10 protein-coding genes are annotated in these 13964 nt (G+C 71.3%); 1 reads left to right on the top strand and 9 read right to left on the bottom strand.

Translation table 11 applies throughout. From position 1 onward, the window contains the following. Positions 1-28 precede the first annotated feature (28 nt). On the bottom strand, positions 29-4198 hold the full coding sequence (gene hrpA, locus P8R59_RS17485) for an ATP-dependent RNA helicase HrpA (protein ID WP_278102098.1): 4170 nt from the start codon (positions 4196-4198) through the stop codon (positions 29-31). Positions 4199-4378: 180 nt separating this feature from the next. Next, complete coding sequence (locus P8R59_RS17480; protein ID WP_431606864.1) at positions 4379-5551, bottom strand: glycoside hydrolase family 3 N-terminal domain-containing protein; 1173 nt, start codon at positions 5549-5551, stop codon at positions 4379-4381. Positions 5552-5621: 70 nt separating this feature from the next. Here P8R59_RS17480 and P8R59_RS17475 point away from each other — a divergent pair, with 70 nt between their 5' ends. After that, complete coding sequence (locus P8R59_RS17475) at positions 5622-6368, top strand: MerR family transcriptional regulator (protein ID WP_278102096.1); 747 nt, start codon at positions 5622-5624, stop codon at positions 6366-6368. A 7-nt stretch (positions 6369-6375) separates the two neighbouring features. Here the strand turns inward: P8R59_RS17475 and P8R59_RS17470 are convergent, their stop codons facing one another. The 7 genes from P8R59_RS17470 to hydA form a co-directional block, all read right to left on the bottom strand. Continuing rightward, complete coding sequence (locus P8R59_RS17470) at positions 6376-7617, bottom strand: LCP family protein (protein WP_278102095.1); 1242 nt, start codon at positions 7615-7617, stop codon at positions 6376-6378. 76 nt (positions 7618-7693) lie between these two features. Next, on the bottom strand, positions 7694-8866 hold the full coding sequence (locus tag P8R59_RS17465; protein ID WP_278102094.1) for an ABC transporter substrate-binding protein: 1173 nt from the start codon (positions 8864-8866) through the stop codon (positions 7694-7696). A gap of 80 nt (positions 8867-8946) precedes the next feature. After that, positions 8947-9729: an ABC transporter permease gene (locus tag P8R59_RS17460; RefSeq protein WP_278102093.1), complete on the bottom strand. Its 783-nt coding sequence runs from the start codon at positions 9727-9729 to the stop codon at positions 8947-8949. After that, complete coding sequence (locus tag P8R59_RS17455) at positions 9726-10517, bottom strand: ABC transporter ATP-binding protein (protein WP_278102092.1); 792 nt, start codon at positions 10515-10517, stop codon at positions 9726-9728. Before P8R59_RS17455 ends, P8R59_RS17460 begins: the two co-directional genes overlap by 4 nt. Continuing rightward, positions 10514-11491, bottom strand: coding sequence for an ABC transporter permease (locus P8R59_RS17450; protein ID WP_278102091.1), 978 nt, complete (start codon positions 11489-11491; stop codon positions 10514-10516). The genes P8R59_RS17455 and P8R59_RS17450 overlap by 4 nt, the downstream gene beginning before the upstream one ends. Then, positions 11488-12516: a TIGR03842 family LLM class F420-dependent oxidoreductase gene (locus P8R59_RS17445; RefSeq protein ID WP_278102090.1), complete on the bottom strand. Its 1029-nt coding sequence runs from the start codon at positions 12514-12516 to the stop codon at positions 11488-11490. The genes P8R59_RS17450 and P8R59_RS17445 overlap by 4 nt, the downstream gene beginning before the upstream one ends. A gap of 11 nt (positions 12517-12527) precedes the next feature. Next, entirely contained in the window at positions 12528-13964 is a 1437-nt protein-coding gene (gene hydA, locus P8R59_RS17440; RefSeq protein ID WP_278102089.1) for a dihydropyrimidinase, read from the bottom strand.

Genomic DNA, 13964 nt, shown 5'->3' with positions numbered 1-13964 from the left:
TCGCGTCCGGGCGACAAATCCTGGCGACTCACGCGCCCTTCAGCGCCTTCGCGAGACGCTGGGGGGAGACCGGCTCGGCGGTGCCGAGGCGCTGGGCGAAGAGGCTCACGCGGAACTCCTCCAGCAGCCACCGGGTCTGCACGAGGTTCCCGGGTGCCTCCGCGGGAAGCGGCATCGTGCCTCCGGCCTCGACGAAACCGGCGGCGCCGCGCTCGTACTCGGTCATGCGCTGGCGATCGCGGCCGGGGTTGTCGGACAGCGTCTTCACCCGCTCGAGCGCGCCCGCCAGATACCGCGGCAGGTGCGCGAGGCGCGCGAGCCCCGTCCGGGAGACGAACCCCGGGAAGATCAGGCCCTTCAGCTGTCCGCGTACGTCGTTGAGGGCGCCGAGGAGCGTGATCGACGCGGCATCCTTCATCGCCCGCTCGACATCGCGCTGCGCCAGCAGGATCTTCGCGACGAGCGACACCGCGCGGAAGGTCTGCTCGACCGAGGCGGCCGAGAACGCATCGCGCACGCGCTCGAACTCCGCCTTCGTGCGCACGACACCGGTCGGGCTCTCCCGCCCGAGGACGTCGTCGGCCAGGGCCACGCGCGCATCCTCGATCAGCGCCTTCGCGTTCTGATACGGGGATGCCGCGAGCGCGAGCTTCTCGTTCGCGGTGAGGTGGTCGAGCACGTACGACGCGGGGGAGGGGACGGCGAGGAGAAGGAGTCGCCGGATGCCGGCGCGGGTGTGCCGCGCGGCATCCTCGGGCGTCGCCTCCACGCGCAGTGCGACGCTGTCGCCCTCGTCGACGAGGGCGGGGTAGCCGCGGACGACACCGCCGGCCACCGGCGTGTCGACGACCTCGGTGAGCTCGTCGAAATCCCAGGTCGTGAGCTTCGCACGCGACGCGAACGCGGGGGAGGCCTCGGCGACTCGCGCGGCCGTTCGGGCTGCGGGGCGCGCGATCGTCGACTCCACGCTCGAGCGCGCCCGGTCGGCGAGGCGGCGCTGCAGTGCTCCGAGGTCGCGGTCCGCGCCCACGGCCCGTCCGCGGGTGTCGACCGCGCGGAACGACGGCATGAGGTGACCGGGGACGCGGTCGAGCTCGAAGTCCGCGGCGCTCACGCGCTGGTTCGCCACGCGCTGGACGAGCGCGGCGAGCGCGTCGACGAGCGTGGACTTCGGCAGGCCGTTCGTGTGTTCCGGACCCTTCTCCGCCAGCTCGGCGCTGAACTTCTCGGCCCAGTCGGCCGCGGGAACGACGTTGCGGCGGATCGTCTTCGGCAACGCGCGCAGCAGGGCCGTGACGAGCTCGTCGCGCATACCCGGCACCTGCCAGTCGAAGCCGTCCGGCCGCAGCTGCGCGAGCAGGGGGAGCGGAACGACCACGGTCACGCCGTCATCGGGGGCGCCCGGTTCGAAGCGGTAGGCGAGGTTCAGCGTCTGATCGCCCTGGCGCCAGCGCGCGGGGAAGGCCCGGTCGTCGCCCTGCGCGCGGTCGCCGGTGAGGTCGGACTCGCGCAGATCGAGGAGATGCGGCGTGCGGTTCGAGGCATCCTTCCACCACGTCTCGAACGAGCGGACGTCGGTGACATCGGCGGGGATCCGCGCGTTGTAGAACGCGAACACCGCTTCGTCGCCGACCAGGATGTCGCGCCGGCGCTCGCGCTCCTCGATCTTCTCGAGCAGGCGGCGCTGCTCCTGGTTGCGCCGGAGGAACGCGGTGAGGCGCTTGTCGAGCACCGACGGGTCCCACTCGCCCTCGACCAGCGCGTGGCGCACGAACATCTCGCGCGCGAGCGGGCGATCGAACCGCGCGAGCTGCATGCGGCGGCGTCCGACCAGCTCGACGCCGAACAGCGTGACCTTCTCGTACGCGGCGGCGGAGCCGGCATCCTTCGACCAGTGCGGCTCGCTCAGTGACCGCTTGACGAGGTCGGGGGCGAGGTCCTCCGCCCACGCCGGGTCGACCGCCGCGACGGTCCGGGCGAACAAGCGTGACGTCTCGACGAGCTCGGCCGCCATGACCGCGGAGGGACGCCGCTTCTTCAGCCCGGAGCCCGGGAAGATGGCGAACCGCGCGCCGCGCGCGCCGATGTACTCGCCCTTCGTCGGACGCGCGTCGCCGGGCGCCTTGCGGTCCTTGGCCTGAGCGATCGTTCGGGGATCGAGGATGCCGATGTGCGACAGGAGCCCCGACAGGATCGCGCGGTGGATGGCATCCCCCTGCGTGTGCCCTTCGGGCGCGGTGTCCTGCGACCCTCGTCCCACGTGCGACGGAGCATGTCCCGATCGTTGCGGTTTCGAGCGACCCGAACCAGCGACTTCTGGGACACGGTTCCGCGCTCCGCGGCCCTCACGACCGGCGCCGAGCAGCGACGAGAGCTGCCGATGGACGTCGACCCACTCGCGCACGCGCACGTAGTTGAGGTGCTCGCTGCGGCACAGGCGCCGGAACGCGCTCGAACCAAGCTCGGCCTGCTTCTCCTGCAGGTATTCCCACAGGTTCAGCAGCGACAGGAAGTCGCTGGTCGGGTCGGTGAAGCGCGCGTGGAAGCGGTCGGCTTCCTCGCGGCGGTCCTCGGGGCGTTCGCGGACGTCCTGGATCGACATGCCGGCCACGATCGCCATGACCTCGGGCAGCACGTCCGCGTCACGGGCCTCGAGCAGCATGCGCGCGAAGCGCGGGTCGATCGGCAGCCGGGCGATCTCGCGGCCGATGGCGGTGAGCCGCGGGCCGCGCTCGTCGCCGCGTCCGCGCCGCTGCCGGGACGGGTCGCCGTCGTCGCGGACGTCGCGGTCGACATCGGCGGCGCGGGACCCGGGCGCCGGGAGCTTCACGGCGCCGAGCTCGACGAGCAGGTCGAACGCGGCCTTCACGCCTCGGGAATCGGGCGGGGTCAGGAACGGGAACGCCTGGATGTCGCCGAACCCGAGCGACAGCATCTGCAGGATGACGGATGCCAGCGAGGTCCGCAGGATCTCGGGCTCGGTGTACTCCGGGCGGCGGGTGAAGTCGTCCTCGGAGTACAGCCGGATCGCGATGCCCGGCGACGTGCGGCCGGCGCGACCCGAGCGCTGCTGCGCCGACGCCTGCGACACGGCCTCGATCGGCAGCCGCTGGATCTTCGAGCGGTTGCTGTACCGCGAGATGCGGGCGGTGCCGGTGTCGACCACGTACCGGATGCCGGGGACGGTGAGGCTCGTCTCGGCGACGTTCGTGGCGAGGATGACACGGCGGCGGACGCCCGCCACCGTGGAGCGCTCGAACACGCGGTGCTGCTCGGCGGCGGAGAGACGCCCGTACAGGGGCAGGACCTCGGTCGGGGAGGCATCCTTCTGATACGCACCGCGGATGGCATCAGCCGCGTCGCGGATCTCGGCCTCGCCGGGGAAGAAGACGAGCACGTCGCCCGCGGGCTCGCGGTCGAGCTCGCGGAGCGCCGCGACGACGGCGCCGACCTCGTCGGCGTCGTCGCTGTCACGCTTGCCCTGTGCCGGGCTCCGGAGTTTCTTCGGTTGCGGCGTGGGTGTGGCGGCATCCGGATCCGAATCGCCGTTCTCTTCCGGAGCCCGGTCCGCCCCGTCGAGCGGCCGATACCGGATCTCGACCGGGTACGTGCGGCCGGACACCTCGATGACCGGCGCGGGCATCGGCTCGCCGCCGGGTTCGGCGGGCGCGGCGGCGAAGTGGCGCGCGAAGCTCTCGGGGTCGATCGTCGCCGACGTGACGATCACCTTGAGGTCGGGGCGTTGGGGAAGGATCCGCCGCAGGTACCCCAGCAGGAAGTCGATGTTGAGCGAACGCTCGTGCGCCTCGTCGACGATGATCGTGTCGTAGCGGCGGAGGAGCCGGTCGCGGTGGATCTCGTTCAGCAGGATGCCATCGGTGACCAGTGCCACGCGGGTGTCGGCCGACACCTTGTCGGTGAACCGCACCTTGTAGCCGACGGTGGAACCGAGGGGGACCTGGAGCTCCTCGGCGATGCGCTCGGCGATGGTGCGCGCGGCGATGCGGCGAGGCTGCGTGTGCGCGATGGACGTGCGACCGAGCTCGAGGCAGATCTTCGGCAGCTGCGTCGTCTTGCCCGATCCGGTCGCGCCGGCGACGATCACGACCTGGTGGTCGCGGATGGCGCGCGCGATCTCGTCCCGCGCGGCGCTGACGGGCAGCTCGGGCGGGTAGACGATGACGGGTTCGACGGACACAGCCTTCCAGCCTATCGCGGTCGCCGCCTCCGCGCCCTCCCCGCGTCCCGTCTCGCTCCACGTTGAGCCGGGCGACATGTGCGCCTTCGCACCCGCGCGGCGTACATGTGGCCGAAGTCATCGGTGGAGCGCCGTGCAGGCGGAGCGTCGCGAGGGCGAGGGAGGCGGCGCGGGCCGCCGTCACGGCATCGCGGCCTTGGCCGCAAGCACCCGTCGGGCCGCGGCATCCACCTTCGCGGCGAATGCCGGATCGCTCTGCGCACGCGCCAGCACCGCCTGCCGCATCTCGGGGTACACCGAGGGGTCGGCCGAGACGAGCAGCAGGTCGATGCCCGCGTCCACGGCGAGCGTCGCGCGGTCGGCGGGCGACCACGCCTGCACCTGACGGGCGGCGGAGAGGTCGTCGGTGGTGACGACGCCGTCGAACCCGACCGTGTTGCGCAGCACCCCGACCACCGTCGGCGAGAACGCCGCGGGCGCGTTCGGGTCGATCTTGGCGTAGACGGCGGTCGACAGCATGACCACCGCCGGACCCTGCGGCAGCACCGTGGAGTACACGCCGACATCGGGGCCGTCGGCCGTGACGAAGTCGTCGGTGACTCCCGCGGTCGTGTCGGTGTTCTCGCCCACGTGTCCGAGCCCCGGGAAGTGCTTGAAGGTCGGCAGGATGCCGCCGTCGCGCATCCCCGCGGCGAACGCCCCGGCCTGGGAGGCCACCCGTGCGTCGTCGTAGCCGTATTCGCGGTCGAGCTGGCCGATCGGCGGATTGCCGCGCGCCGTATCGGGGCTGGTGACGATGTCGGCGACGGGCGCGAGGTTCATGTTGACCCCTGCCTGCGCGAGTTGCGCGCCCCAGGTCGCGGCGCTGGCGCGCAGGTCGTCCTGCCGCCCCTGCTCGAGGGCCGAGGGGATGCCGTCGAACCCGGGGCCCGAGAGCACCTGCACGTCACCGCCCTCCTGGTCGGTCGACACCCACAGCTCGGGGGCGCCGGCCGCGACGAGTGAGGTGAACCCGCCCACGAGCTCGGCCGTGGCCTGCACCCCGGCGTCGGATCGTCCGTGCAGGAAGATCCCGCCCACATGGTCGTCGCGCACCGCGGCGACGGTCGTCGCATCGGCGCCGCTCACCGACGTGCCGACCATGAACATCTGCCCGACCTTGTCCTCGAGGCTGAGGCCGGCGAGCGGATCCGGCGTCGGTGTCGGAGTGGGCGTCGGGGTGGGCGTCTGCGTCGCAGGGGTCGCCGTCGGCGTCGGAGCAGGTTCCGGCACGCAGCCGGTCAGCAGCACGGCGGAGAGCAGGACCAGGATCGTCGACCGCGCGATGTTCCTCACCCCTCGATGGTGTCGCATCGAGCGGCCGGTCGGGAGGATCCGTCGCGGGCTTGACTCTGCCGCAACGTCAACCGACACAGTGGATGCCATGAACGAATGGCCCATCGCCGAGGTCGGCCGTGCGGCCGGGGTGACCAGTCGCACGCTCCGCCACTACGAGAGCGTCGGGCTGCTCCGCCCGTCGCGCGTCGCCGCGAACGGCTACCGGTTCTACGGCGAGACCGAGATCGCGCGCCTGTACCGCATCCTCGCGTTGCGCTCTCTCGATCTGCCGTTGCCCGACATCGCCCGGGCTCTGGCGGACGAGCGATCGCTCACGGAAACCATGCGCGCGCATGTCGCCGCGCTCGAAGAGACGCGCTCCGCGATGGAGCGTCGCATCGCCGCGGTGAGGAACGCCCTCGCCGCCCTGGAGGAAGGAAAGACCATGGACATCGACGACGTGCTCGCGGGTGTCGACGACGCGCGCTGGGAGGGCGAGGTGCGCGAACGCTGGGGAGACGACGCGTGGGAGCGCAGCGCCGCACGCCGCGCAGCCATGACCCCCGGCGAGCGCCGGGCCGACGACGTGCGCGGCCACGACGTGATCGCGGCGCTGAGAGCGGCCGCGGAGCGCGGGCTGAGCCCGGATGCCACGGAGTTCCAGCACCTCATCGGCATCCATCACGCGTGGATCGCCGAGCAGTGGGGCCGCGTGCCCTCTCCCGAGGCCTACCGCGGGCTCGGTGACCTGTATGTGGACGATCCTCGATTCGCCGTGAACTTCGGCGGGGTCGCGCACGCCCGGGTCGTGCGCGACGCGATGGCGGTCCACGCCGCCGCGTACCTGGACTGAACCGCGCTCAGCCGTTGCCGGCGGAGCACGTCGCCTGGGTGGCCTTGGAACCGTTGACGTTGCTGGGCAGCTCGACGACCTCGGGTGCGGCGCTGGCCCCCGAGGCATCCGGGGTCGGGGTCGTCTCGACGGGAGCCGCGGACGGCGTCGGCGCGGACGGGTCGGCGATCACGCCGCCGTTCGCGCCGGCCTCGCCCGTGAGCGCGAGCGGGGCGTTGCGTTCGAGCGCGTCCCACAGGATGGCGGCGGATGCCTCGTCGGGCACGACGCGGTTCGCGTCGTCGGGGTCGTCGACCACGGGGTACTGGACGAACGTGATGTCGTCGAACGGGACGTCTTTCAGCGTGTAGGCCAGCTGCGCGATCCGGATCGGGTCGGCGAGGCTCTCGCTGGGCGTGATGTTGTTCACGGCCGTGTTGGCGAGGCCGATGAGCGTGCCGGGGTTGGACAGCACCTCGTCGCTGCGGAGCTTGTTGACCAGGCGCGAGAGGTACTGCTGCTGGTTCCCGATGCGGGCGAGGTCGCTGCCGTCGCCGATCCCCTTGCGGGTGCGCAGGAACGCGAGGGCGTCGTAGCCGGTGACCACGCGGGCTCCGGGCTCCCAGTTGATGCCGGCATCCGGGTCGTTGATGCCTTCGCCGCCGATGCAGACCTCGACGCCCCCGATCGCGTCGGTGATGTTCACGACATTGCCGAAGCTGACCTTCGCGGCGAACGGGATGCTCTGGCCGCTCAGCTCCGAGACGGTGTCGGCGACGCAGGTGAGTCCGCCGTCCTCGTACGCGCTGTTGATGGGGGCCTTGTACGCACCGCCGAAGGTGGTGCCGTCGGCGCCGACGCACTCGGGGATGGGGATCTGCAGGTCGCGCGGGAACGACACCACCGTGACGCGCCGCGGGTTGACCGAGACGTGGACGAGCATGTTCACGTCGTTGCGTGCACCGTCGTTCTCGGGGTCGGTGCAGCGTGCGCCGAAGGCCGCCTTCACCTGGTCGTCGCACTCGTCGGTGCCGACGACGAGGACCGAGAACGCCTCGTCGTACGCGCTCAGCGCGGGGGGCTGCGCCGGGGCGTCCTTGAGTGGAACGGCCGCCTCTGCCAGACGCTGCGTCAGCGACCAGGCGTAGAAACCGCCGACGGCGACAGCGGCCACGACCGCGACGGTCAGCGCGATCGCGAGGACCTTGGCTCCGCGGCGCCAGCCCGACTCGGGCTTACGGCGCGCGTGTTGCGCGGGAGGCTGCGTCATCCGGGTAGTCAACCACGCCGTTCCGGGAAATCGGTGGGACGCGGGGCGGCCGGGAGTCCGACCGCCCCGCGGGGGATTACTGGCCGCCCTCGGTGAGGGTGACGTCGATCGGCGTGTACTCGCCGTCCACGGTGACGCCCTCGTCCTTCAGGGCTTTCAGCGCCGCCTCGATGTAGTCGTTCGAGTACGCCGAGGCCGCGGGCTCGGTGGTGATGAGGTTGAGCCCGTCCTGGTTCTTCGCCGCCAGGGCGCCCTTGACGGTCTTGTCCCACGCCGCGGAGTCGACGAGACCGAAGTCGCCGCCGGTCCAGATGAGCTTGTTGACCTCGTTCATCTGCCACAGCTGGTGGGTCGGGCCGACGGGGAAGGCGCTGACGCCGGGAGCGGTCGCGGCCGTATAGGTGATGTCGGCGGCTTCGGTGGGGTTGTCGCGCGCGAACACCCAGCCCTTGATGACGGCCTTGAGGAATCGCGTCGCGGCGTCGGCGTACGCGGGGTCGTCGGCGAGGCGCTTCGTGTCGGCCCAGATCGCGTCCTGCAGCATCGCGCCGGCGGTGTCCTCGTACGAGATGACGTTGATGTCGTCCATCGTGTAGAGCTTGCCGGTGGCGGGGTTGACCGTCTCGAGCAGCTGCGCGAGCTCGTTGTAGGTCATCGCCTGGGCGGCATCCACGTCCTTGTCCAGGAGCGCGTTCATCGAGAAGTCCTGCGTGGTGATCTTGACCGTCGAGGCGTCCAGGCCCTTGTCGGCCATCGCGGCGAAGATCTCCCACTCGTTGCCGAAGCCCCACGAGCCGATGCGCTTGCCCTCGAAGTCGTCGACCGAGGTGATGCCGGAGTCCTTCCACGACACCTGCGTGGTGCCGGACTTCTGGAACACCTGGGCGATGTCGGTGAGTTCGACGCCCTGGTTCTCCATGGTGCCGAGGACCTTCGGCACCCACGCGACGGCGAAGTCGACGTCACCGGCGACGAGGGCGTCCTGGGGCACGATGTCGCCGCCGGACGGGACGACGTCGACCTCGTCGAAGCCCTCCTCCTGGAAGTAGCCCTTGTCGAGGGCGACGTAGTAGCCGGCGAACTGCGCCTGCGGCAGCCACTGCAGCTGCAGCTTGACCGAGGTCAGCGGGGTGAAGTCGGCGTCGCCAGAGGCGGCGGGTGCGGAACCGCCGGCGCAGGCGGAGAGGGCGAGGGATGCCACGGCGATCCCCGCGGCCGCGCCGAGGGCGCGACGTGTGCTGTGTGTCATGGGAGTCCTTTCGGGTGCGGGTGGTGCAGGTGTGGTGCGGGTGGGCCTGTTCTGTCGAGGGCGGATGGGAAGGATGCCGGTCAGGCCGGCGGACGCCCCGCCCCGAGGCGCCGTGCGACGACGCGTTCGAGCAGCGAGGTGACGAGGAAGAAGACGAGACCGATCAGGATGCCGCCGCCCACGAACGCCCAGGCGAGGGCGGCGCGCCCCGACTTGGCGTAGGTGGCGATCGCGGTGCCGATGCCGTCGGAGGGGCCGCCGAAGTATTCGGCGACGAGGGCGGAGATCACCGCGAGGGACGCGGCGACGCGGATGCCGGTGAGCAGGTACGGCAGGGCGGTGGGGAGGGTGAGGAAGCGGAACGTCTGGCCGCCGCTCGCGGCCGTCGCCCGGAACAGGTCGCGCTGGACGGGCCGGGTCTGCCGGAGCCCTCGCAGCGTGTTGACGAAGACGGGGACGAATGCGGCGATCGCCGCGACCGCCTGCCGGCCGAACTGGCTGGAGGCGCCGAACATCGTGTTGAGGATCGGGGTGATCGCCACGATCGGCACCACGGCGAGCATGGCGACCAGCGGCGCGGTCATGCCGTCGACGGGGCGCCAGGTCGCGGCGAGGGCCGCCAGTGCCACGGCCACGACGCTGCCGGCGACGAGACCGATCAGGGCGTTGGTGCCGGTGATCGCCGCGGCGTCGACGATCAGGGGGAACCTGCCGACGAACTCGCCGAGGATCGCGGCGGGGTCGGGGAGCATGCGCGGTGCGCTGCCCGAGGCGACGTACGCGAACCACACGCCGAGCCCGAGGAGCCCGACGGCGACGGGCGCGGCGAACCGCATCCAGGACGGGAGGCGGGTGGCGGTCATCGCTCGTTCGCCCGCTGCAGGGGGGTGCCGTGGAGCGCTTCGCGCACCGCGGTCACGCGCGTGAAGTACTCGGGCGATTCGCGCAGCGCCTCGTCGCGGGCCCGCCCGGGGCGGGTGTCGATCACGTCGGTGATGCGTCCGGGGCGCGGGCTCATGACGACCACGCGGTCGGAGAGGAACACCGCCTCGGGGATCGAGTGGGTGACGAAGACCACCGCGGCGCCGGTCTCGGCGGCGATGCGGGCGAGCTCGGTCTGGAGTCGCTCGCGGGTCATCTCGTCGAGCGCGCCGAAGGGCTCGTCCATGAGGAGGAGCTGCGGCGACGCGGCGAGCGACCGGGCGATCGCGACGCGCTGCTGCATGCCGCCGGACAGCTGGTCGGGGTAGCGGCCGACGAACTCCGACAGCCCGACGAGGTCGGCGAGCTCGGCGACGCGCGCGTCGCGGCGGGCACGGCTCCAGCGGTGCAGTTCGAGCGGCAGCGCGATGTTCGCGGCGACCGTGCGCCAGGGGAGGAGCCCGGCCTGCTGGAACGCGATGCCGTAGTCCTGGTCGATGCGCGCCTGACGGGCGGGCTTGCCGAAGATGGCGAGGTCGCCCGCGCTGGGCGTGTCGAGATCGGCGATGAGGCGCAGCAGCGTCGACTTCCCGCACCCCGAGGGGCCGATGAGCGAGACGAACTCTCCGGCGGCGACGTCGAGGTCGACCCCGGTGAGGGCGGTCACCTCGCCTCCGGTCGAGGGGAACACCTTGCCCACGCCCGTGGCGTGGACGGCGGGTGCGGTCATCGGATCTCCTCTCCGCGACGGAAACGGTGCAGGGTCACACCGATGAGCGCGACGCCCGCGGCGGCGACGAGCCCGATGGCGACGGTGCCGAACGTCGGTGCCCAGGGGGCGGCGGGGTCGGACGAGGCCTGCCCTGCGAGCTGGATGAGCATGCGCCCGATGCCGCCGCGCAGCCCGATCGACACCTCGGCGACCACGGCGCCGACGACGGCGGACGCGGCCGCGAGTCGGAGGGCGGGCAGCAGGTGCGGCACGGCGGCGGGGAGCCGCAGGTGGATCAGCGTCGCCCACCAGCCGGCGGCTCCCGCGTGGAACAGGTCGAGGTGCAGCGCATCCGGGGCTTCGAGGCCCCGCAGCATGCCCACGGCTACGGGGAAGAACGCCAGGTACGACGCGATCAGCGCGACCGAGAACCATTGCGGCCAGGGGAAGACCCCCGCCCGGTCGATCTGGTTGCCGAGCGCGTTGACGACGGGGGCGAAGGCGATGAGCGGCACGATCTGGCTCACGACGATCCAGGGCAGGAGCCCCCATTCGACGAGACGCCAGCGCTGCATCGCGATCCCCAGGATGCCGCCGACCACCACGCCGATGAGCCATCCCAGCGCCGCGAGGCCCAGCGTGGTCCCGGCCGCCCCGAGCACCGAGAGGATCAGCGGCGGGGTGTCGCCGCCGCTCGTCGGGGCGAACATGCGCGCGACCATGTCCCACACGTGCGGCATGGCGCGGTCGTGCGTGCGGGGGAGGAGGATTACCCCCGACCCCGCCGACCCGTCGCCCCCGACGGTCACGCCGTCCGCGGGGCCGAGGAGTTTGTACAGCTCCCAGATCGCGATGACGGCCGCGACCCCGGCGACACCCCAGCCGACCGGACCCAGGCGGCTTCCGCGACGACCCCGGGGGCGTGGCATCCCGTCGCCGGCGCCCTCGACGATCGAGGTCACCGACCCCGGAACGACCGCCTGATCCGTCACCGCTTCGCCGTCACCGGGGGAGTGAGGGCGGGGATCACGGTCTCGCCGTAGACCCGCATCGTCTCCTCCTTGTTGTCGTGCTGGAGGTAACCGGCGAACTGCGTCACGCCCAGCGCTCGCAGCTTCTCGAGCTTGGCGATGTGCTCCTCGGCGGTGCCGAGCACGCAGAACCGCTCGACGATGTCGTCGGGGACGAAGTCGACGTGGTCGTTGTTGCTCTTGCCGTGCGAGTTGTAGTCGTAGCCGGTGCGGCCCGCGATGTAGTCGGTGAGCGCCGCCGGGACGTCGGAGCCCTCGCCGTACTTCGCGACGATGTCGGCGACGTGGTTGCCGACCATGCCGCCGAACCAGCGGCACTGCTCGATCATGTGGGCCCGGCTCTCCGGGGTGTCGTCGCCGATGTACATGGGGGCGGCGACGCAGAACGCGATCTCGTCGGGGTCGCGGCCGACGTTCTCGGCGGCCTGACGGACGGTCGTGATCATCCACTCGGCGATGTCGAGGTCGGCGAGCTGCAGGATGAAGCCGTCGCCCACTTCGCCCGTGAGCTTGAGCGCGAGCGGACCGTAGGCGGCGACCCACACGTCGAGCTTCGACCCGCGGCTCCATGGGAACTGCAGCGTCGCGCCGTTGTACTCCACGGCGCGGGAGTTGCCGAGCTCGCGGATGACGTGGATCGACTCGCGCAGCGCTTTGAGCGTGGTGGGACGCCCGTTGGTGACGCGCACCGCGGAATCACCGCGGCCGATGCCGCAGATCGTGCGGTTGCCGTACATCTCGTTGAGGGTCGCGAACGTGGATGCCGTGACCGTCCAGTCGCGGGTCGCCGGGTTCGTGACGAACGGGCCGACGGTGACCCGGCGGGTGGCCCCGAGGATCGCCGAGTGCACGACGTACGGCTCCTGCCACAGCAGGTGCGAGTCGAAGGTCCACACGTGGCTGAAGCCGTGCGCCTCGGCGAGCTGGGAGAGCTGCACCGTGCGGGCGGCGGGAGGGTTGGTCTGCAGGACGACGCCGAAATCCATGGGTTCTCCTCTCAGACCAGGTACTGGCTCAGGCCGCGCTTGACGAAGCGTCCGTCGCCCTTGGCACCCAGGTACGCGCCGTCGTCGACGACGACCTTTCCGCGGGAGAGGACGGTGTCGACGTGTCCGTCGATCTCGTAGCCCTCCCACGCGGAGTGGTCCATGTTCATGTGGTGGGTCTTGCCCACGCCGATGGACGTGTGCCCGGCGGGGTCGTACACGACGATGTCGGCGTCGGCGCCGGGGGCGATGACGCCCTTCTTGCCGTACATGCCGAACATGCGCGCGGGGGTCGTGCTGGTGAGTTCCACCCAGCGCTCGAGCGTGATCTGCCCGGTGACGACACCCTGGTACATCAGGTCCATGCGGTGCTCGACCGAGCCGATGCCATTGGGGATCGCGCGGAAGTCGCCGAGACCGAGCGTCTTCTGGTCCTTCATGCAGAACGGGCAGTGGTCGGTGGAGACCATCTGGATGTCGTTCGTGCGCAGCGCTTGCCACATGTGGTGCTGGTGGCCCTCGTGCTTCGAGCGCAGCGGCGTCGAGCACACCCACTTCGCGCCCTCGAACGCGCCCCACTCCTCGCTCGACGCCCCCAGCTGGTCCTCGAGCGAAAGGTAGAGGTACTGCGGGCACGTCTCGCCGAACACGTTCTGTCCGTTGTCACGGGCCCAGGCGAGCTGCTCCACGGCCTGCTTCGCGCTCACGTGCACGACGTAGAGCGGGGCTCCGGTGAGGTTCGACAGCATGATCGCGCGGTGCGTCGCCTCCTCCTCCATCTGCCACGCGCGGGCGACGCCGTGGAAGTAGGGGTCGGTCTTGCCCTTCGCGACGAGCTGCTCGGCGAGAACGTCGATGACGGGCCCGTTCTCGGCGTGCATCATCGTCAGCAGCCCCGTGTCCGCGGCCACCTGCATCGCGCGGAGGATCTGCGCGTCGTCGGCGTAGAACACGCCCGGGTACGCCATGAACATCTTGAAGCTCGAGATGCCCTCGTCGATGAGGCCGGGCAGGGCCGCGAGGGAGTCGGCATCCACCCCTCCGACGATCTGGTGGAAGCCGTAGTCGATCGCGCAGTTGCCCGCCGCGAGCTCGTGCCAGTGCGCGAGGCCGTCCTGGATGCGCTCGCCGGTGCGCTGCACGGCGAAGTCGACGATGGTCGTCGTGCCGCCCCACGCGGCCGCGCGGGTGCCGGTTTCGAACGTGTCGGAGGCGCTCGTCCCGCCGAAGGGGAGCTGCATGTGCGTGTGCGCGTCGATCCCGCCGGGGATGACGTACTTCCCGGTCGCGTCGATGACGGTGTCGACGGATGCCGCGAGGTCGTGACCCAGCAGAGTGGACCCGGGCGCGAGCACGGCGACGATCGTCTCGCCGTCGATGAGGACGTCGGCGGCGGAGCGTCCGGTCGCCGAGACGACCGTGCCGCCGGTGAGGAGAGTCGTGGTCAT

The sequence above is a fragment of the Microbacterium proteolyticum genome (assembly GCF_029639405.1).
In the GTDB taxonomy this organism is placed as follows: domain Bacteria; phylum Actinomycetota; class Actinomycetes; order Actinomycetales; family Microbacteriaceae; genus Microbacterium.
Note: the sequence above shows the minus strand (reverse complement) of the source record. Positions and strands in the feature narration are given on the sequence as shown.

What these genes read in the sequence shown, in the direction of transcription:
- P8R59_RS17465 (WP_278102094.1), bottom strand. Translation starts at nt 8,866, where the DNA reads ATGACACACAGCACACGTCGCGCCCTCGGCGCGGCCGCGGGGATCGCC.
- P8R59_RS17445 (WP_278102090.1), bottom strand. Translation starts at nt 12,516, where the DNA reads ATGGATTTCGGCGTCGTCCTGCAGACCAACCCTCCCGCCGCCCGCACG.
- P8R59_RS17470 (WP_278102095.1), bottom strand. Translation starts at nt 7,617, where the DNA reads ATGACGCAGCCTCCCGCGCAACACGCGCGCCGTAAGCCCGAGTCGGGC.
- P8R59_RS17455 (WP_278102092.1), bottom strand. Translation starts at nt 10,517, where the DNA reads ATGACCGCACCCGCCGTCCACGCCACGGGCGTGGGCAAGGTGTTCCCC.
- hydA (WP_278102089.1), bottom strand. Translation starts at nt 13,964, where the DNA reads ATGACCACGACTCTCCTCACCGGCGGCACGGTCGTCTCGGCGACCGGA.
- P8R59_RS17480 (WP_431606864.1), bottom strand. Translation starts at nt 5,551, where the DNA reads ATGCGACACCATCGAGGGGTGAGGAACATCGCGCGGTCGACGATCCTG.
- P8R59_RS17475 (WP_278102096.1), top strand. Translation starts at nt 5,622, where the DNA reads ATGAACGAATGGCCCATCGCCGAGGTCGGCCGTGCGGCCGGGGTGACC.
- P8R59_RS17460 (WP_278102093.1), bottom strand. Translation starts at nt 9,729, where the DNA reads ATGACCGCCACCCGCCTCCCGTCCTGGATGCGGTTCGCCGCGCCCGTC.